The following is an 18,223-nucleotide window of genomic DNA, read 5'->3' as shown; positions in this document are numbered from 1 at the left end:
GCAATCGGCATGCCTCCGGGACCCGGGGGGGGCCCGCGGCTCAGCCGCCGGGCAGCTGCTCGCTGGCGCGCGCGGTGATGGCCGCCACGCAGGGGTGCGTGATGCGGCGTTCCACGCTGACGGCGTAGAACTCCTCCACCAGCTCCTCCGTGCGACCCACCACGCGCACGCCGTACTGGGCGGCGGTTTCGGACTCCAGCACCGTGGGTGTCATGAACACCCCGCGCCCCTCGCCGCCGAAGGCCTTCATGAGCGCGGCGTCGTCGAACTCGCCGATGACGCGCGGCCGCAGCTTGTGCGCGGCGAGCCAGAAGTCGAAGCGCTGCCGCATGGCCGACGTGCTGCCCTGCAGCAGCATCGGCGCCCCGTCCAGGCACTGGGGGAACGGCCCCTCGAGGGTGCGCTTGAGCGTGGGCGCGGCGAAGAAGCTCATGGCGGTGGAGCCCAGCAGGTGGTTGAAGGCCTTCACGCTGACCTGCCGGCCCATGGGCTCGTCGGCGATCACCAGGTCCAGGCGGTGCACGGCGAGCTGCCCCAGCAGGTCGGCGAAGCGGCCCTCGTGGCAGATCAGCCGCACCTCGTCGGACACGGCGAGCGCGGGCTCGATCAGGCGGTAGGCCACGGCCTTGGGCACCGAGTCGGCGATGCCGACGTGGAAGACGAGCGCCTGCTCGCCCGCACGGGCCTGGCCCAGGCGCGCCTCGAGCTCGGCGCCCAGGGCGAAGATCTGGTCGGCGTAGGCCAGGGCGGTGCGCCCCTCGTCGGTGAGCTCCAGCCCGCGGCCGGCCTTGCGGAACAGCGCGCAGCCGAGCCGGTCCTCCAGCAGCTTGATCTGTCCCGACAGCGTCTGGGGCGACACGTGCAGCTGCTCCCCGGCACGCACGATGCCCCCGGCCTTGGCGGCCGCCCAGAAGTAGTGCAGGTGCTTGAAGTTCATGGCTGCGGCCGCAACGATGCGTTTTATTCGAATGATCGAGGGGGTTGATTCGAATTTACACGAATCGACCTTGTTCCCTACACTTTCCCGTTTCGCCCGCCTGGACCACCATGGACTTCCTCCTGGACCCCAACCTCTGGATCGCCTTCGCGATGCTCACCACGCTGGAAATCGTGCTGGGCATCGACAACATCATCTTCATCTCCATCCTGGTGGGACGCCTGCCGGCCGACCAGCGCGACCGCGCCCGCCGCATGGGCCTGGGCTTCGCCATGGTCACACGCGTGCTGCTGCTGCTGTCGCTGAGCTGGGTGATGGGCCTCACGGCCGACCTGTTCGAGTTCGCCGGCCAGGGCATCAGCGGCCGCGACCTGGTGCTGTTCGCCGGGGGCGTGTTCCTGCTGTGGAAGGCCTCGCGCGAGATCTTCATCCAGGTCGAGGCGCGCGAGGAGCACTCGCCCGACGAGACGGCCGAGCCCTCGGCGGCGGCCAAGCGCGGCCTGTTCTGGGGCATCATCGGCCAGATCGCGATCATCGACATCGTCTTCTCGCTCGACTCGGTGATCACCGCGGTGGGCATGGTCGACAACGTCGCCGTGATGATCGCCGCCGTGCTGGCGGCCGTGGGCGTGATGATGTTCGCGGCCAAGCCCATCGGCGAGTTCGTCGACCGCCATCCGTCGGTCAAGGTGCTGGCGCTGGCCTTCCTGGTGATGGTGGGCATGGCGCTCACGGCCGAGGCCTTCGACGTGCACGTGCCCAAGGGCTACATCTACGCGGCCATGGCCTTCTCGCTGGCGGTCGAGGCGCTCAACATCCGGGCGCGCAACAAGCGCCTGGCCAAGGCCGCCAACGACACGCTCAGCATCGAGTGAGCCGCCCCGCGCGGCTCATGCTTCGGTTTAGTTGGATCGAGACTACGAGACTTTCGACTTTTCTCGAATGAACCGCCGGCGTAGATTCCGGTCACATCGATCACTGTCTTTCTTGCCAAGGACCCACCATGAACCTGCAACCCGTTCGCGCCGATGGCGCCTTCGCTGGCGGCCACGGCACCAGCGTCGCGCAGCGCAACCGCGTCCTGCGCAATACCTACTGGCTGCTGGCGCTGAGCATGGTGCCCACCGTGCTGGGCGCCTGGCTGGGCGTGGCCACCGGCCTGGCCCGGGCCATGTCGCCGGGCGTCAGCCTGATGGTCTTCCTGGTCGGCTCGTTCGGCCTGATGTTCGCCATCGAGCGCACCAAGAACTCGGCGGCCGGCGTGCCGGTGCTGCTGGCCTTCACCTTCTTCATGGGCCTGATGCTGTCGCGCCTGGTGGGCGTGGTGCTGGGCCTGGGCAACGGCGCCTCGCTCATCATGATGGCCTTCGCCGGCACGGGCGCCATCTTCCTGGGCATGGCGATGCTGTCCAGCGTCATCAAGCGTGACCTGTCCTCCATGGGCAAGTGGCTGTTCATCGGCGCGATCATGCTGCTGGTGGCTGGCATCGCGAACTTCTTCCTGAAGTCGCCCGCGCTCATGATCACCCTGTCGGTGCTGGCCATCGGCATCTTCTCCGCCTTCATCCTGCACGACCTCAAGCGTGTGCAGGACGGGTATGAGACGAACTACATCACCGCCACCCTGGGCGTGTACTTGAGCATCTACAACGTGTTCCAGTCGCTGCTGGCGCTGTTCGGCATCTTCGGCGGCCAGGACGAGTGAGACCCGCCATGCACGCCAGCCTGCCCCACGCCATCGACCGCTCGCCGGGCGGTTGGCTCGGCCAACTCGGCCGCACCCTGCTGGCCGTGTGGCTGCTGGCCATGGGGGTGGCGATCGGCCTGCTGGTGATGGCCGTGCTGGGCGTCACCTGGCTGGTGGCGCGGTTGACCGGGCGGCGCCGGCCCTTGCCGAGGCCCGTGTTCGTGGCGCGCGGCTGGGCCAGCCACCGCGCCAGTCGCCCGGCGGCGCCCGCCACGGGCATGGCCGACGTGGTCGACATCGAGGCGCGAGAGATCACGCCACGTTGAATCACCTGGCGGCGGCTACGCGCCGCCGCCAGGCCTTTTCAGCCTCCACGGCCAGCGCCACCGCAGCGGCCGCGGCCACGCTGAGGGCGAGGTCCGCGGGCGCCAGCGCCTCGGTGCGGAACACCGCCTGCAGCGCCGGCAGGTAGACGACGGCCAGCTGCAGGACCACCGTGAGCGCCACCGCGGCGAGCAGTGGCCGATTGCCACCCAGACCGCGCCAGACGGGGTCGTGTTCACTGCGGATGGCCAGCAGGTGGGCCATCTGCGCGAAGGTGAGGGTGGTGAAGACGAGCGTCTGCGCCCGCGCTGTGCCGCCCGGGTCGCCCTGCAGCGCCCAGGCTTGCAGCGCAAGGCACAGCCCGCCCATGAGCAGCCCCACCCACAGCGCGTGCTGCCACAGGCCGCCGGCCAGCACGCTCTCGTCGGGCGCACGCGGCGGCCGTCGCATCACGCCGCCCTCGGCCGGCTCGGTGGCCAGGGCCAGGCCGGGCAGGCCGTCGGTCACCAGGTTCACCCACAGGATGTGCAGCGGGGCCAGCGGCATGGGCAGGCCCACCAGCGGCGCGAGGAACAGCACCCAGATCTCGCCGGAGTTGCCGGTGAGCGCGTAGCGCACGAACTTGCGGATGTTGTCGAAGATGCGGCGGCCCTCGCGCACCGCGCCCACGATGGTGGCGAAGTGGTCGTCCAGCAGCACGAGGCTGGCGGCCTCGCGGGCGACGTCGGTGCCCCCCAGGCCCATGGCGACGCCGATGTCGGCCTGGCGCAGCGCGGGCGCGTCGTTCACCCCGTCGCCGGTCATGGCCACGAACTGCCCCTGCGCCTGCAGGGCCTGCACGATGCGGATCTTCTGCGCCGGGTCGGTGCGCGCATAGACGGCCACCTCGCGCACCGCGGCGGCGAGCGCCGTGTCGTCCAGCGTCGCCAGCTCCGGGCCGGTGACGACGCGGGCGCTGCCCGTCTGCGCCACGATGCCCAGCTCGCGCGCGATGGCCAGGGCGGTGGCAGGGTGGTCCCCGGTGATCATCACCGGCCGGATGCCGGCGGCGCGGCATTCCGCCACGGCGGCGCGCGCTTCCGGGCGCGGCGGATCCATCAACCCGACCAGCCCCACCAGCTCGAGCACCTGCTCCGCCTGGTCGGCGTCCCAGGTGGTGGCGACCCTGAGGTCGTCGACGCGGCGGCGTGCCAGCGCCAGCACGCGCAGGCCCTCGGCGGCCCAGGCGTCCGACGTGGATTGCGCGAGCGCCAGCGCGCCGGGGTCGTCCCCGGCCAGGCGGCAGCGCGGCAGCACCGTCTCCGGTGCACCCTTCACCCACAGTACACCCCCGCCACCCGGCGCGTCGTGCAGCGTGGCCATGCGCTTGCGCTCGGCGTCGAAGGGCCACTCGTGTCGCCGGGGCTGTCGGCCTTGCTGCCCGGCCACGTCCACGCCAGCGGCTTCGGCCGCCTGCAGCAGGGCGGTCTCGGTGGGGTCGCCCACCCAGTCGCTGCCGCCCGCGCGCGCGTCGTTGCACAGCACGGCTGCCGTCCACAGCGCCTGCGGCTCGGGCACGAAGACGGCGTGGGTGCGCAGCTGCATGCGGTTCTGCGTCAGCGTGCCGGTCTTGTCCGAGCAGATCACCGTGACCGAGCCGAGCGTCTCCACGCTGGGCAGGCGGCGCACCAGCGCCTGCACGGCCACCAGCCGGCGCGCGCCCAGCGCCAGCAGCACGGTCACGACGGCCGGCAGCGCCTCGGGGATGGCCGCCACCGCCAGGCTGATGGCCGTGAGCGCCATGCGCAGCACCGGCTCACCACGCAGCACGCCCAGCGCGAAGACCAGCGCACAAATGGCGAGCACCACCCAGGCGATGCGCCGGCCGAACGCGGCCAGGCGCTGCTGCAGCGGGGTGAGGCGGCGCTCGGTGCGCTGCAGCAGCGCCGCCACCCGGCCCAGCTCGGTGTGGCCGCCGGTGGCCACCACCAGGCCCTCCGCATGGCCGTGCGTGACGAGCGTGCCCTGCCAGGCCATGTTGTGCCGGTCGCCGAGGGCGGGCTCGCCAGCGGGCAGCGTGGCGGTGGTCTTCTCCACCGTCACGGACTCGCCGGTGAGCGCGGATTCGTCCACCTTCAGCCGCGCCACCTGGTGCAGGCGCAGGTCAGCGGGCACACGCTGCCCCGCCTCCAGCAGCACCACGTCGCCAGGCACCAGCTCGTCGCTGGCCACTTGGCGCAGCTGGCCGCCGGCACGGCGCACGGTGGCCTGCGGCGCGGCCATGCGGCCCAGCGCCTGCAGCGCGCGGTCGGCCTGCCACTCCTGCCACAGCCCGATGCCGGCGTTGAGCAGCACGATCACCAGGATGGCCACCGTGTCGGCCAGCTCGCCGATCGCCCCGGAGATCAGCGCGGCCGCCAGCAGCACCATCACCATGACGTCGCGAAAGGGATCGAGCAGCCGCAGCCACAGCGGCCTCGGTGGTGCCTCGGGCAACCGGTTGGGCCCGTGGCTGGCCCGCCGCGCCGCCACGTCGTCGTCGGCGAGCCCGTGGTCCAGGCGCACGCCCAGGCCGTCGGCCAACGTGGTGGCGGGGTGCGCGTGGGGCTCGGAGATGGGGCGGGCAGACGATGCAGCCATGGGGCTTGTGGGGTGGCGTGGTGCGGGCAAGGCTAGCGCAGCACGCGGACGGGCACGTGTCCGGCGTCAAGGCGGCCTCAGGCACCGCACGTACAGTGCGCGTGCATGGACCTGTGGCGCATCTGGATCGAGTTTGGCTTGTGCCTTGCGCTGATCGGCGTGGCGGGCACGCGGCTCATCCGCCAAGCCGACACCATCGCATCGCTGACCGGCATGTCGCGCCACTGGATCGGCATGACGCTGGTGGCCACGGTGACCTCGCTGCCCGAGCTCGTCACCGGTGCCACGGCCGTGCTGGGCGCCCAGGCGCCCGCGTTGGCGACGGGCGACGCGCTCGGCAGCTGTGTGCTGAATCTGGCCTTGCTGGCCGTGCTGGAGCCCCTCGACCGACGCGGTGCATTGTTCGCGTCGGCCGCGCCCGCGCACCGCGTGTCGGCGATGGTCGGCTCGGCCTTGCTGGGCCTGGTGGCGCTGGAGATCGCCGGCGCGGTGCCGCGCCTGGCAAGCGGTGCGGCGTGGGGCATGGCCAGTGGCATCACGGTGCTCGCTTATGCTGCCGTGCTCGCGGTGGGGCGCCGCGGTGCAGCCATGGCGGCGGGGCCGGAAGGCGCGGCGCCGGCCGTCGTGCCGCCAGGGGCGCTGCGCCAGGCCATGGGCTGGGCGGCCGTGTCTTCGGTCGTGATCGTGGCCGCTGGCGCCCGCCTGCCCTTCGTGGGAGTGGCCCTGGGGGACGCCATGGGCTGGTCCACGTCATTTGTAGGCAGCCTGTTCATCGCCACGGCCACCTCGGCCCCCGAGATGGTGACGACCTGGGCGGCGTGGCGCGCGGGCGCGCTCGACATGGCCATCGGCAACCTGCTGGGCAGCAACCTCTTCGACCTGCTGGTGCTGGCCTTCGACGATCTGCTCTGGACGCATGGTCCCATCCTGCATGCCGTGCCCGGCGCGCAGGCGGCCACGGCGCTCACGGCGGCCGCGATGAGCGCGCTCGTGGCTTTCGCGGTGGGCCGCCGGTGTCGGCCCCTCCTCGGCGGTGCCAGCGCGGTGGGGGTGGGGTTGGGGCTGCTGTACGTGCTGCACCTCGCCACCCTGGCCGGCTGGGGCACCTGACCCCGACGCTGGCAGGCGCACCGCCGCTTGGTGATACTGGCCGCTTCACCTGAAGGAGGCACCACACATGTCAGCGCACGACACGACAGGGCAGAGCATCGAGTTCAAGCGCCCGGACGGCCGCACGGCGACGGGCTACCTGGTGGAGGCCGACGAGCCGCTGGGCTCGGTGGTGGTCATCCAGGAATGGTGGGGCGTGAACGACCAGATCCGCGGGGTGGCGCAGCGCCTGGCGGCCGCCGGCTTCACGGCCCTGGTGCCCGACCTGTACCGCGGCCAGAGCACGCTGGACAAGGAGGAGGCCCACCACCTGATGACGGGGCTGGATTTCGCCGACGCCGCCACCCAGGACGTGCGCGGCGCCGTCACCCTGCTCAAGGCGCGCGGCGCCGGCACGGGCAAGGTGGGCGTGACCGGCTTCTGCATGGGCGGCGCGCTCACCTGGCTGGCCATGGTGCATGTGCCGGAGGCGGACGCCGGCGTGGTCTGGTACGGCTACCCGCCGCTCGAGTACATCGACGCCGGCAAGGTGGACAAGCCGGTGATGGCCCACTGGGCCACGCAGGACAAGGCCTTCGACATCGCCGGCGTGGACACGCTGGAAGCCAGGCTGCGCGAGGCGAAGGTGGACTACGAAGGCCACCGCTACCTGGCCCACCATGCCTTCGCCAACGAGACGGCGCAGGGCCCGGGCCGCATCGAGATCACCCAGTACGACGAGCGCTGGGCGCAGCTCGCCTGGGACCGCACGATGCGGTTCTTCGGCCGGCACCTGGCCTGCTGAGGCCGGGCGGGCCGCTGACCCGTCGGGCGCGCGGTCAGCCGCCCGGGCGCAGCTCGCCGTGCTCGCCCATGTGCTTGGGCGGCTCGCCGGTGACCGCAGCCTTGAGCATCTTGGCGATCTGCACCGGCTTGCTGTCCTTCACTTCCCAGTAATCGGCGTGGCTGATGTGCACGCCCACCAGGGCGAGGTCGGGGTCCTGCGCGCCCTGCGGGAACCAGGCCTCGGCCATGGGCGACCACAGCTGCTTCACCTTGGCCGGGTCGTCGACCAGGCGGGCCTGGCCGGCGATCGAGACGTAGCGGTCCTTGTCCATGTCGGCGAAGGACAGGTTCACCTGCGCGTCGCGTGCCAGGTCGGCCACGGGCTCGCTGCGGCGCGACATGAAGAACCACAGGGTGTCCTCGCTGCCGTCGTCGAGCTTGGGGTTCTGCACGGTCATCGGCCGGCCATGCAGGTGGCCGTTGCCGTGGCGGGTGATGAAGAGGCAGAAGCGCATCGGGCCGATCAGGTCGGCCAGGTGCTGGCGGTCGATCTCGCTGGAGGCGGTCATGGGGGGCTCCTTGGTGGGATGGCAGGGGTTGCCGCCCCCCACGGCAAGCCACATACCGGCACCCGCGGGGCCGTGACCGCGCGGGCGCGCCTCACATGCGCTGGTTACATGCGCTGGTCGTGCTGCGCGCCGCCGGACAGGTCCACCATCTCGGGCTTGATCTCGGCGAACTTCAGCACCCGGCCGCCGTGGTCGCCCGCGAACCGGCGCGCGTCCGCCTCCTGCGCGAAGCTGGCGATGGTGGGACCCATGGAGCCGTGCTTCTGGCTGCCCAGCACGTACCAGCCGTCCTGCGCCAGGATCCAGTGGCCCTGCGGGTGGCTCCAGTCGGCCCGCCCCATGTCCTGCACGTAGGCGGCGGTCACGGGGCGCACCTGCTCGGGCTTGAGCAGCATGCTGAACAGCTCCACCGTGTCGCAGAAGAACTCCGGCGCGGGGGCGCCCTGGTAGTGGATCTGCGCCTTGGGGCCCGGGTAGTCGGCCAGCAGCATGCCGTCCAGCGAGCAGGTCGTGCCGGGCTGGATCTCGGCGGCCACGCGCGCGGCTGCCGCGTCGTCGCGGCCGCAGCCGGCCAGCGCCAGGCCCAGGACAAGCGCGGCGGACAGGCGGGCGATGGCGGGAAGCAGGGCAGTGCGGGTCATCGGAATCTCCAGCTCGCCACGGCCAGCGGCGCCACGATCCAGCCCAGCATCGCGCTGCCCATCAGCCAGGGGTTGGCCAGGGCGGGCGGCACGATGCTGCCCAGGCCGTACAGCGTGCGCAGGTCCTCCAGCGAGAACACGTTGAGGATGCGGAACACGTCCGCGGGGTTGAGCAGCAGCAGGTAGGGGAAGGCCTCGGCGCCCAGCGCGCCCAGCCGCGCGCCGCCCAGCACCAGCAGGCCCAGCAGCAGCAGGTCGAACACCAGCACGAACAGGAACCACAGGCTGATGGCCAGGCCGGACGCCCGGGTGCGGTCGCGTGCGAACACCGACAGCATGACGGCCAGGCTGAGGAAAGCCAGCCCCAGCAGCACCGAGCTGGCCATGAAGCCGAGGTAGTGGTACAGGCCGTTGGCGCCCAGTTGGCGGCCCATCTGCACGGCCACCAGCGCGAAGCCGGCCAGCGTGGACAGCGTGAGCGCGGCGGCCAGCCCGAGGTACTTGCCGAGCAGCAGCTCGCCGCGCGTGATGGGCAGGGCCAGCAGCAGGTCGAGCGAGCCGCGCTCGCGCTCGCCCACCACGGCGTCGAAGCCCAGCAGCAGCGAGATCAGCGGAATGAGGTAGATGACCAGGCTGACCAGGCTGGCGATGGTGGCTTCCGCCGAGCGCAGGCCCACCGCGCCCTGCTGGGCGCCGCCGAGGTAGGCGATGGCCAGCGAGAACACGGTGAACACCACGGCGACGGCCAGCACCCAGCGGTTGCGGATGCGGTCGCGGAACTCCTTGGCGGCGATGGCGGCGACCTGCCGGATTTCGGGCAGGTGGGCGGCGAGGGAGGTGCTCATGCGCGGGCCTTCAGGCGGCAGCGGCCGGGCGCTGGGCCAGGCCGACGAACAGGTCTTCCAGGGTGGGCTCGGCGAAGTGCACGTCCTGCACGGCGGCGCCCAGGGTGGCCAGCGCGCGCAGCAGGGCCATCTTGGCCGCGCGCGGGCACTCGGCCCGCCAGCCGCCCGCCACGGCCTGCGGCGCCGCGGCCGCACGCGCGGTGGCCAGGGTGGCCGCCAGCACCTGGCCGACGGCGGCATGGTCGGCCTCGGACGCACGCACGGTCACGCCCAGCGGCAAATCGTGCTGCTCGCGCAGCGACTGCACCGTGCCCAGCGCATGCACGCGGCCGGCCGACAGGATGGCCAGGCGGTCCACCCGCTCCTGCAGCTCGGCCAGGATGTGCGAGGTGAGCACGATGGTCACGCCACTGTCGCGCAGGGCCCGCAGCGTGGCATGGAACTCGCGGATGGCCATCGGGTCCAGGCCGGTGGTGGGCTCGTCGAGGAACAGCACTTCCGGGCGGCCCAGCAGCGCCTGCGCGAAGCCCAGCCGCTGGCGCATGCCCTTGGAGTACTCGCGCACCGGGCGGTGCACGGCATCCGCGCCGAGTCCCACGCGCGCCAGCAGCGGTGCGCACTCAGTGGCGTCCACCTGCTTGAGCCGCGCGAAGAAGCGCAGGGTTTCCAGGCCGCTCAGGTTGTCCCAGAGCACCACGTTCTCGGGCAGGTAGCCCAGGCGGCGGCGCGCGGCGCGAAACCCGCGGCCGGCCACGTCCGCGCCGGCCACGCTGAGCGAGCCGGCGGTGGGCGGCACCAGGCCGAGCATCATCTTGAACAGCGTGCTCTTGCCGGCGCCGTTGTGGCCGATGAGGCCGAACAGCTCGCCGGGCGCGATGTCCAGGTCCACGCCGTCCACGGCATGCACGGCACCGTAGTGCTTGTGCACGCCGCGCAGCACGATGGCACCCGGGTGGGGGGAGGGGGTCGAGGCAGACATGGGTCAGGGCGCGGCAGTGGGCGCAGGTGCGGGGCCGAGGGCGCGTTCGCGTGCGGCCACCCAGCGCTGCCAGCGTGCGGCGTCGGGCGACATGCGGGGGTGCGGGTCGACCACGCTGGGGACACGCAGCACGGGGAACTGGCGGCTGACCAGGCGCAGCGCCTGCACCGAGGGGCTGGCCAGCAGCAGCTTCATCGAGGGATGCTGCCAGGACAGGCGGTCCACCAGGTCGTTGGCCTCGTAGGGCAGGTCGCCCACGCCGTCGCCGTCGCGGTCCCAGCCGAGGTAGTTGCTGAAGTGGTTGCCACGGCCGGGCCGGGCGGCGCCCCAGGGCTCGTCGCGGGCGCCGACGTAGCGCACCTGCTCGCGGTTGCCCACGAAGTCGTTGTGCTCGACCTGGTTGCGGGTGGAGCCGGCCGACAGGTGCACGCCCACCTCGTTGTCCACCACCAGGTTGCCGCGCAGGGTGGCGTACTCCACGTCGTAGATGAAGAAGCCGCGGCCGTTGGCGGCGACGATGTTGTTCTCCACCACCGAGTCCTGCAGGGTGCGCAGCATGATGCCGTGGTCGCTGTTGCCCCAGGCGATGTTGTGGCGCACCACCTGGTCGCGCACTTCCATCAGCGCCAGCCCGCCCCGGTTGCGGTAGGTCTCGTTGCCTTCCCACAGGTTGCGGTAGGAGTTCATGTAGTGCGTGCCGTAGCGGCTGTGGTGCAGCTTGTTGCGCAGGAACTGCGCGTCGTGCGAGACGTCCACGTACAGCGCATCGCGCACGAAGCTGATCTCGTTGCCGACGATGCGCGCGCCGCGCGTGTTGTACAGCTGCACGCCGTTGCCGCGCCGCGCCGAATCGAGCGCACGCATGCCGGTGATGTTGTTGTGTTCCACCCGCACGTCGTTGGCCTTCTCGATCCACAGGCCGAACAGGTTGTGCGCCAGGTCGCTGCGGCGCACCACCGCGCGGTGGGCGCCGGGCTGGATGTAGATGCCGGCGTTCTGCTCGAGCAGGCTGTCGCCCGAGTCGCGCACGATCACGCCTTCGATGGTGACGTCGGTGGCGGTGACGCGGATGGTGTCGCCCCGGCCGCCGCCGGCGATCGTGGGCCGGCCGATGCCGCGCAGGGTGAGCGGGCGCTCGATGCGCAGGTTGCCGGTGTACAGGCCGCGGTGCACTTCCACCACGTCGCCGGGCTGCGCGCGGTCCAGCACGGGCTGGATCGCCTCGCCCGGCCGCACCGTGTGCGTGGCCGCGGCGGCCAGGCCGGCCGCCGCCAGCAGGGCGGCAGCCCCGGCCAGGCGCACGAGGCGGGTCAGCACCGGCGGCCCCTCACTGCGGCAGCCAGCCGGCCGCCTTGAGCACGAGGAACAGCGTGGCGCCGATGAGCAGGTTCTTGAAGCCCACGTAGGACAGCATGTCCATCACGTTGGCCGCGCGGTAGCGCCGGCCCCACCACGGGCCGTCCTTCACATGCGGCTTGGCCGCCAGGCGGATGAGGGCCTCGTACACGCTCCACCCGAACCACCAGGCAATCACCGCGCCGGACGACACGCGCCCGGTGGCGGCCAGGGCCCACGCGAGCGTGGCCGCCACGGCCAGCGCGGCACCCGCGGCGCGCCAGGCCACCGGGCGGCCCGTGAGCCGCGCGCGGTCCCAGGGCCAGAGGTGGTCGCGCAGCTCGCCGGCCAGCCAGGCCAGCAGCGGGCGGGAACCATCGGCGGTGGGCAGGGCGTAGGGCGGGGTCACGGGGTCGGTGGGCACGCGGGGGTCGGGACGGCCCTTCAGGTCACCCTGCTCGGCCGTGGTGTCCAGCGTATCGGCGCGGGGCAGGGCCTGTACAGGCACGATGGGGATGTAGTAGCCCGCCCGATTGATGGCGGTCAAGGGCAGCCCATCGCGCTGGCGCTGCTTGCGCTCCCTGGCCAGCGGCGGGCAGCCCGTGCTGTCCGTGTACAGCACCATGCAGTCCAGGCAGTGCAGGCATTCGCGGTGGTCGATGCGGCCGTCCGCGTCGATGGCCTGCGCGCCGCAGCCCACGGCGCAGGCCTTGCAGCGGTTGCAGTCCGGCTTGCGGCGCAGGCCGAACCAGCGGAAGGTGCTGGGCATGGCCAGCGCCCCGCCCAGCGGGCACAGGTACTTGCAGAACGGCCGCTCGATGAAGATGGACAGGCCCAGGATCACCGCCAGGAACAGCGTGTAGGGCCAGGCGCGGTTGAGCGGGCCCACCAAGAAGGTGGTCTTGAACGGCTCCACCTCGGCCAGCATCTCGGCGGTGGTCATCGAGAAGGCCGACACCGCCAGCAGGCCGAAGAAGACCGCGTACTTCACCCACTTGAGGCGGTCGTGCCAGCGCTGGGGCAGCTTGAACTGCCAGCGCTTGAGGCCCACGGCGCCGGCCACCTTGTGGATGATCTCCTGCAGCGACCCGAACGGGCACATCCAGCCGCAGAACAGCCCGCGCCCCCACACGAAGGTGGTGGTGATGATGAAGATCCAGAACAGGAAGATGAACGGGTCGGACAGGAACAGCGACCACTGCCACGAGAACAGCAGGGCGTGGAACCACGTGAGCACCTGCGTGATCGAGGGCTGGGCCATGGCGCCGAAGCCCACCAGCCCCACCGAGATGACCCAGAAGGTGTACTTGAAGCCGTTCACCGGCCACTTGTTCTTGTGGGTGGACAGCCGGGTGAGGCGCTCGCGGAAGGCGTACACCGCCGTCACGGCCAGCAGCAGGGCGACGAACGCGGCGATGGCCGGCGCGCGCGCCTTCCACACCTTCTGCCAGGCGGCCTCGGCCTCCACGATGGCCGGGTGGCCGCCGTCCAGGTAGGCCTCGGGCAGCCAGTAGCCGGTGTCGAAGTTGGCGAAGCTGCGCGTGCCGGTGGCGCGGTCCACCCGGTTGCCCAGGAAGTTCAGCTTCCACGGGTAGGCCGCTGAGAAGGAGGACGACCGGATGATGAAGATCGCCGATTCGTCGTAGGCCGGCGCACCGGCGGCCTCCAGGCCGTAGAGGTTGAGCGCGTCGGTGTCGCGGAAGCTGAAGGTGTCGCTGCCCTGGCGCACCGAGACGCGGTCGTAGATCCCACCGCGCACGAAGCCCGAGCCCTTGAACGACTCGGCCCCGGCCGTGCGGATGATGAAGAGGGCGTTGTCCTGCGGGCCGATCTGCGCCATCAGGTTGCGCCAGCTGCGCTCGCCCAGCAGGGCCGGGCCCAGCACAGGGGAGTTGAGCGAGCCGAACCAGAGCTCGATGAACGGCGTGTCGCTGCGCTCGAGTCCCACCTGCTCGGGCTTCACGCGCAGGCGCTGCACGGCCTTCTGCTCGACGAGCGTGGCCCAGCTCAGTGCCGCGCTGCCGGCCGGCAGGGCGGTGGTATAGCGGGCCGGCTCACGCACCGTGGGCGCGATCAGGCCCACCTGGCGGGCGACGGCCTGCGCCGAGGTCATCATGACCTGGTTCTGGGCGATGACGGTGACCGTCGCGCCCGAGATGGCGTCGACGCCCAGCACGCCTTCGTCGGGGCGCGAGGGGCCCACCTCGATGGTGTCGGTGACGGCCTTGCCCGTGTACTGGTCGTTGAAGGCGACCAGGGCGGATTCGGGGATGCCCAGCAGCAGGATGGGCTCGGAGTGCTTGAGCACCTTCACGCCGGCAAAGCGGCCGGCGGCGTCCATGCCGATGAGCGTGACCACCGGCTTGCCGGAGTAGGCGGGGATGTCGGTGATGTCGGTGGACAGCATCACGTAGCCCACCAGGCGCTGGGCGTCGCCCTCGCCCGCGTAGCCCTCGACATAGGGCGGCTGGCCCTTGCGGGGCGAGAAGCGCGTCGCCCCCGGCAGCACGTCGGCGCAGGGCACGCGCGCGCACAGGTCGGGCGTGGTGGCCAGGTCGTCGGGCAGCGTGGCCTCGTAGGCGCCGGCGTGGGCCAGCACGGGAACGAGCAGGAGGGCCAGCCACAGCCGGCGCAGGAATCGCAGGGTGAGATCCGTCATGGGTGTCGTGCGGCCTCGGCCCGGAAAGAAAAACGGCGCGCCGCCCGAGGCGGCGGCGCGCCGAACGTCACGAGGACTGCCGGTATCAGGCCTCGACGATCATGCGGCTGCGCATCTCGAGGTGCAGCGCATGGCAGAAGTGGGTGCAGTAGCACCAGAACACCCCCGCCTTGTCGGCCGTGAAGGTGACCGACTTGGTTTCCTGCGGGTTCACGATGAAGTTGACGCCGTGGTTGGCGATCGCGAAGCCGTGCGTCAGGTCCTCCACCTTGTCCAGGTTGGTCAGGATGAGGGTGACCTCGTCACCCTTCTTCACCGTGAACTCGGGCAGCGAGAAGGCCGGGGCCTGCGAGGTCATCTTCACCGTGACCTTCCGGCCATTGCGCGTGACGCCGCTTTCCTTGGGGTCCTTCACCGCGTTGGGGAAGTCGCTCAGTTCGTAGATCGGCTTCGGACGCAGCAGGTCGCGCTTGAAGATGATGAAGTCGTGCGGCTCGCCGCGCACCGGGTGGTCGGCGGCCAGCACCATCTTCTCGCCGGAGATGTCGATGATCTGCTCGTTCTCGGCGTGCAGCGGGCCCACCGGCAGGAAGCGGTCCTTGGAGAACTTGCAGCCCACCGCGAGCCACTTGCCGTCGGCGAAGCGGGTCTCGGACTGCGAGGCGTTCACGTGGCCCGGCTGGTACTGCAGGTCCAGGCGGTCGACCACGTACTTGACGCTCTTGTCGCCGGCGTGGAACTTGATCGCGCCTTCCACGTTCCACTTGACCAGCTGGCTGTCGAGGAACAGGGTGGTGTAGGCGTTGCCGCGGCCGTCGAAGGCGGTGTGCAAGGGGCCCAGGCCCAGCTCCACCTCGGCGACGATGGCGCCGTCGATCTTCTCCAGCTTGCCGTCGAACCACTCCAGCACCTTGGCCAGCTCGATCACCGTGGCGGTGGGCGACAGCTTGCCGGCGCAGATGAAGTACTTGCCGTCCGGCGAGGCGTTCACGCCGTGCGGGTTCTTGGGCACGCTGACATAGGCCGACAGGGCGGTCTTGGGGTCGGCGTTGGCCTTGCGGGTGGCGTCGACCACCGGCACCTTCGAGTCGCCGTAGGTCTTGAACTTGCCGTCCTTGACCGCCTGCTCGACGCGGGCGATGTGGAAGAACACGCAGGCGTCGCGTTCGGCCGACATCATCTCGGGGTAGTGCGCACCACCCTCGATGTTGTACTGGTTGGCCGCCGCCAGCTTGCCGTCGTACGAGGTCGCCACCAGGTCGCAGTTGCCGTCGATCAGGGCCTGCCAGCGCACTTCCATCGTCTCGGCGTCCACGCAGGTGAACAGCGAGTGGTAGCTCTCGGCCTTGGCGGCGTCCGGGCCGGTGTTGGGCAGCGGGATGCCGAACTCGGCGCCGCAGAACACGCGGGTGGTGTAGTTGACGTTCGGGTCGACCGGGTCGGCCTTGTCCGGGAAGATGCCGTGGAAGCCCTGGACGTTGGGGATCTGCGTGATCTTGTCGCAGACGAAGTAGTCCAGCCGGATGCGGGCGATGCGGCTGTTGATCTTGTCGTTGATCCAGGCGTAGCGGCCGTCGTAGTTGCCGTCCTTGTAGGAGGCGTGGGTGTGGTGCGTGTCGGCGCAGGGGAACTTCAGGCTGCCGTCGGGCTTGGTGCCCATGATGGCCTTGGATTCATTGGTCTGGCCCCAGCCCACCAGCGCGTCCGGCACGAAGCACGGGATGCGGTGCAGCTCGCGGCCCGAGGGCATGCCCAGCACGCGCATGTCGCCCGTGTGGCCACCGCTCCACAGGCCGTAGTAGGTGTCGAGTTCGCCCGGCTTCGGGTGCACGCCGGCGGACGCCGTGCCCACGTGGCCGGCCGCCGAGGCGGCGGGGGCGGCCGCAGCGGGCGCGCCCTTGTCGTTGCAGGCCGCCAGGCCGACGCCGGCCAGGCCGGCTGCCGCGGCGGTGTTCAGGAACTTGCGGCGCGACGGCGCTTCCGAGGCGCGTTCACGGGAGTCGCTCATGGGGATTCCTTGTCGTGTGAGCACTGTTTGAAACAGGGCTGCATGATCCGTGGGCGCGGAATCCGGATCCTTGATCTGCGACATTTTTTTCGAGTCGGGTTCCGGATTCCAATTCGTTCCGCGGGGGGCCGTGGCTTTCTCTTGAATTGGATATTCCCATGAAGACATCATTGGTATTTACCCTGGTTTCTCTGTCGCTGGCGGCTGGCCTGGCGGCGTGCGGCAAGCAGGAGCCCGCCGCGCCGGCATCGGCGCCGGCGCCTGTCACCACCCCGGCCCCCGCACCGGCGCCCGCGGCGGAGCCGGCCACCCCGGCGCCCACGGCGGCGGCCAACCCGGTGGGGGCGTCCGTGTATGCCAAGACCTGCGCGCTGTGCCATGCCGCGGGCGTGGGCGGTGCGCCCAAGCCGGGCGACAAGGCCGACTGGGGCCCGCGCATCGCCCAGGGCGAAGAGGTGCTGTTCAAGCATGCCCTCGAGGGCTTTACCGGCGCCAAGGGCATGATGCCCGCCAAGGGAGGAGCCGCCAGCCTGAGCGACGAAGACGTGAAGGCAGCGGTCACTCACATGGTGTCGCTGTCACGCTGAGGGCCGCTCGCCATGCGCGCTCCCGATTCCACCCGCCGGGCCCTGCTCGGCGCCCTGGCCGGGGCATCGGCCGCCTGGTTGACGGCGCCGGCGCTGGCCGGCCCGGCGCCCGCGCTGCGCGACCGCCGGGCCTTGATGGGCACCTGGGTGGACCTGACCCTGGACGGTGCGCCGGCGGCCACGCTGGCGGCCGCACGCGACGCCGCCTGGGCCGAGATGGAGCGCCTGGCCGCGATGATGTCGCGCTACGTGCCCGGCAATCCGCTCGACCGCGTGCAGCAGGCGGCGGGCCGCGAGCCGGTGGCCGTGCCGCGCGAGATGCTGCGCGTCATGCAGGCGGCCCAGGCGCTGGCCAAATCCACGCAAGGCGCCTTCGATATCACCGTCGGTGCGCTGGGTTGGCAATTTGACGAAACTCAGAGATTCAAACTCCCGACCGCGCGCCAGATTCAATCGGAATTGCGATTTGTCAATTACCGGGACCTGGTGCTGAACCATTGCGAGTGCAGCGCCTGGCTCAAGCGCGCAGGCATGAAGCTGGACCTGGGCGGCGTCGCCAAGCTGCCTATCCTGGCCGCCGGCCTGGCGGCCGCCGTGCAGGCGGGCGCGCCCGCGGCCATGGTCAACGGCGGCGGCGACGTGCTGGTGCGCAGCGCGCCGGGAGGGCGCGAATGGCGCATCGGCATCCGCGATCCCCTGGCGCCGGATCGGCTGCTGGCCGTGCTGCCGCTGCGGCAGGGCGTCGTCGCGTCCTCCGGCGACTATGAACGCGGCGTCACGCTGGACGGCCGGCGCTGGCACCATGTGCTGGACCCCGCCACGGGCTACCCCACGGCGGGCGTGCGCGGCGTGACGCTGGTGGGCGAGGGCGTCGATGCCGTCAACGGCCTCGGCACCGCGGCCATGGTCATGGGCCCGCAGCGCGGCGCCGACCTGCTGGCCGGCACGCCCGCGCGCCAGGCGCTGCTGGTGCGCGCGGACGGCGGCCTGTGGGCCAGCCCGGGCCTGGCCGCGCGGCTGCAACCACCGCCCGGCGCGCGCCGCGTCCGCGGCCTCGCCTGACGCGCCGCGCCGCGCCGCGCCGCGCCGCGCCGCGCCCGCGCGGTCCGCACCGGATTGCACGTCTTTGCAAACGCGAATGAGTCGCACTACAATGCT

16 protein-coding genes are annotated in these 18,223 nt (G+C 71.3%); 7 read left to right on the top strand and 9 right to left on the bottom strand.

The genetic code is table 11. The features are described from left to right. Positions 1-40: 40 nt before the first annotated feature. Positions 41-937 carry a transcriptional activator NhaR gene (gene nhaR, locus ACE3UN_RS10545; RefSeq protein WP_374674898.1) on the bottom strand — a complete coding sequence of 299 codons (897 nt, stop codon included), beginning with the start codon at positions 935-937 and terminating at the stop codon, positions 41-43. 110 nt (positions 938-1,047) lie between these two features. Here nhaR and ACE3UN_RS10540 point away from each other — a divergent pair, with 110 nt between their 5' ends. The 3 genes from ACE3UN_RS10540 (at position 1,048) to ACE3UN_RS10530 (ending at position 2,950) form a co-directional block, all read left to right on the top strand. Then, entirely contained in the window at positions 1,048-1,812 is a 765-nt protein-coding gene (locus tag ACE3UN_RS10540) for a TerC family protein (RefSeq protein WP_374674897.1), read from the top strand. Positions 1,813-1,940: 128 nt separating this feature from the next. Next, on the top strand, positions 1,941-2,642 hold the full coding sequence (locus ACE3UN_RS10535; RefSeq protein WP_374674896.1) for a Bax inhibitor-1/YccA family protein: 702 nt from the start codon (positions 1,941-1,943) through the stop codon (positions 2,640-2,642). Positions 2,643-2,650: 8 nt separating this feature from the next. Continuing rightward, positions 2,651-2,950 (top strand): hypothetical protein, encoded by a 300-nt coding sequence (locus ACE3UN_RS10530; protein ID WP_374674895.1) that lies wholly within the window; start codon positions 2,651-2,653, stop codon positions 2,948-2,950. A 1-nt stretch (position 2,951) separates the two neighbouring features. On the opposite strand, the gene ACE3UN_RS10525 is transcribed toward ACE3UN_RS10530, so the two are convergent. Further along, positions 2,952-5,567 (bottom strand): cation-translocating P-type ATPase, encoded by a 2,616-nt coding sequence (locus ACE3UN_RS10525; RefSeq protein ID WP_374674894.1) that lies wholly within the window; start codon positions 5,565-5,567, stop codon positions 2,952-2,954. A gap of 105 nt (positions 5,568-5,672) precedes the next feature. Between ACE3UN_RS10525 and ACE3UN_RS10520 the strand changes: the two genes are divergently transcribed. Next, the gene (locus ACE3UN_RS10520; RefSeq protein WP_374674893.1) at positions 5,673-6,677 is read left to right on the top strand and encodes a sodium:calcium antiporter; all 1,005 of its coding nucleotides are present in this window, start codon (positions 5,673-5,675) and stop codon (positions 6,675-6,677) included. A gap of 67 nt (positions 6,678-6,744) precedes the next feature. Continuing rightward, entirely contained in the window at positions 6,745-7,461 is a 717-nt protein-coding gene (locus ACE3UN_RS10515) for a dienelactone hydrolase family protein (RefSeq protein WP_374674892.1), read from the top strand. Between the two features lie 34 nt (positions 7,462-7,495). On the opposite strand, the gene ACE3UN_RS10510 is transcribed toward ACE3UN_RS10515, so the two are convergent. The 7 genes from ACE3UN_RS10510 to nosZ all read right to left on the bottom strand — a co-directional run bounded on the left by ACE3UN_RS10510 (position 7,496) and on the right by nosZ (position 16,478). Continuing rightward, positions 7,496-8,011: a pyridoxamine 5'-phosphate oxidase family protein gene (locus tag ACE3UN_RS10510; protein WP_374674891.1), complete on the bottom strand. Its 516-nt coding sequence runs from the start codon at positions 8,009-8,011 to the stop codon at positions 7,496-7,498. A 104-nt stretch (positions 8,012-8,115) separates the two neighbouring features. Beyond that, the gene (locus ACE3UN_RS10505; RefSeq protein WP_374674890.1) at positions 8,116-8,652 is read right to left on the bottom strand and encodes a nitrous oxide reductase accessory protein NosL; all 537 of its coding nucleotides are present in this window, start codon (positions 8,650-8,652) and stop codon (positions 8,116-8,118) included. Continuing rightward, positions 8,649-9,497: an ABC transporter permease gene (locus ACE3UN_RS10500; RefSeq protein ID WP_374674889.1), complete on the bottom strand. Its 849-nt coding sequence runs from the start codon at positions 9,495-9,497 to the stop codon at positions 8,649-8,651. Before ACE3UN_RS10500 ends, ACE3UN_RS10505 begins: the two co-directional genes overlap by 4 nt. Positions 9,498-9,507: 10 nt before the next feature. Further along, complete coding sequence (locus ACE3UN_RS10495; RefSeq protein ID WP_374674888.1) at positions 9,508-10,476, bottom strand: ABC transporter ATP-binding protein; 969 nt, start codon at positions 10,474-10,476, stop codon at positions 9,508-9,510. A 3-nt stretch (positions 10,477-10,479) separates the two neighbouring features. After that, positions 10,480-11,790, bottom strand: a complete 1,311-nt coding sequence (locus ACE3UN_RS10490; RefSeq protein WP_374675027.1) for a nitrous oxide reductase family maturation protein NosD — start codon at positions 11,788-11,790, stop codon at positions 10,480-10,482. Between the two features lie 13 nt (positions 11,791-11,803). Then, the gene (locus ACE3UN_RS10485; protein WP_374674887.1) at positions 11,804-14,470 is read right to left on the bottom strand and encodes a 4Fe-4S binding protein; all 2,667 of its coding nucleotides are present in this window, start codon (positions 14,468-14,470) and stop codon (positions 11,804-11,806) included. 85 nt (positions 14,471-14,555) lie between these two features. Further along, complete coding sequence (nosZ, locus tag ACE3UN_RS10480) at positions 14,556-16,478, bottom strand: TAT-dependent nitrous-oxide reductase (protein ID WP_374674886.1); 1,923 nt, start codon at positions 16,476-16,478, stop codon at positions 14,556-14,558. Positions 16,479-16,636: 158 nt separating this feature from the next. Here nosZ and ACE3UN_RS10475 point away from each other — a divergent pair, with 158 nt between their 5' ends. After that, the gene (locus ACE3UN_RS10475; RefSeq protein WP_374674885.1) at positions 16,637-17,065 is read left to right on the top strand and encodes a cytochrome c5 family protein; all 429 of its coding nucleotides are present in this window, start codon (positions 16,637-16,639) and stop codon (positions 17,063-17,065) included. A 12-nt stretch (positions 17,066-17,077) separates the two neighbouring features. Then, positions 17,078-18,127 carry an FAD:protein FMN transferase gene (locus ACE3UN_RS10470; RefSeq protein ID WP_374674884.1) on the top strand — a complete coding sequence of 350 codons (1,050 nt, stop codon included), beginning with the start codon at positions 17,078-17,080 and terminating at the stop codon, positions 18,125-18,127. Positions 18,128-18,223 lie beyond the last annotated feature (96 nt).

This window comes from Ideonella sp., from assembly GCF_041918995.1.
Taxonomy (GTDB): Bacteria; Pseudomonadota; Gammaproteobacteria; order Burkholderiales; family Burkholderiaceae_C; genus Ideonella.
This window is presented reverse-complemented; position numbering and strand designations above follow the sequence as displayed.

Bases quoted from the DNA above. Each gene is read 5' to 3' on its own strand.
- nhaR (WP_374674898.1), bottom strand. From the start codon at position 937: ATGAACTTCAAGCACCTGCACTACTTCTGGGCGGCCGCCAAGGCCGGG.
- ACE3UN_RS10540 (WP_374674897.1), top strand. From the start codon at position 1,048: ATGGACTTCCTCCTGGACCCCAACCTCTGGATCGCCTTCGCGATGCTC.
- ACE3UN_RS10535 (WP_374674896.1), top strand. From the start codon at position 1,941: ATGAACCTGCAACCCGTTCGCGCCGATGGCGCCTTCGCTGGCGGCCAC.
- ACE3UN_RS10530 (WP_374674895.1), top strand. From the start codon at position 2,651: ATGCACGCCAGCCTGCCCCACGCCATCGACCGCTCGCCGGGCGGTTGG.
- ACE3UN_RS10525 (WP_374674894.1), bottom strand. From the start codon at position 5,567: ATGGCTGCATCGTCTGCCCGCCCCATCTCCGAGCCCCACGCGCACCCC.
- ACE3UN_RS10520 (WP_374674893.1), top strand. From the start codon at position 5,673: ATGGACCTGTGGCGCATCTGGATCGAGTTTGGCTTGTGCCTTGCGCTG.
- ACE3UN_RS10515 (WP_374674892.1), top strand. From the start codon at position 6,745: ATGTCAGCGCACGACACGACAGGGCAGAGCATCGAGTTCAAGCGCCCG.
- ACE3UN_RS10510 (WP_374674891.1), bottom strand. From the start codon at position 8,011: ATGACCGCCTCCAGCGAGATCGACCGCCAGCACCTGGCCGACCTGATC.
- ACE3UN_RS10505 (WP_374674890.1), bottom strand. From the start codon at position 8,652: ATGACCCGCACTGCCCTGCTTCCCGCCATCGCCCGCCTGTCCGCCGCG.
- ACE3UN_RS10500 (WP_374674889.1), bottom strand. From the start codon at position 9,497: ATGAGCACCTCCCTCGCCGCCCACCTGCCCGAAATCCGGCAGGTCGCC.
- ACE3UN_RS10495 (WP_374674888.1), bottom strand. From the start codon at position 10,476: ATGTCTGCCTCGACCCCCTCCCCCCACCCGGGTGCCATCGTGCTGCGC.
- ACE3UN_RS10485 (WP_374674887.1), bottom strand. From the start codon at position 14,470: ATGACGGATCTCACCCTGCGATTCCTGCGCCGGCTGTGGCTGGCCCTC.
- nosZ (WP_374674886.1), bottom strand. From the start codon at position 16,478: ATGAGCGACTCCCGTGAACGCGCCTCGGAAGCGCCGTCGCGCCGCAAG.
- ACE3UN_RS10475 (WP_374674885.1), top strand. From the start codon at position 16,637: ATGAAGACATCATTGGTATTTACCCTGGTTTCTCTGTCGCTGGCGGCT.
- ACE3UN_RS10470 (WP_374674884.1), top strand. From the start codon at position 17,078: ATGCGCGCTCCCGATTCCACCCGCCGGGCCCTGCTCGGCGCCCTGGCC.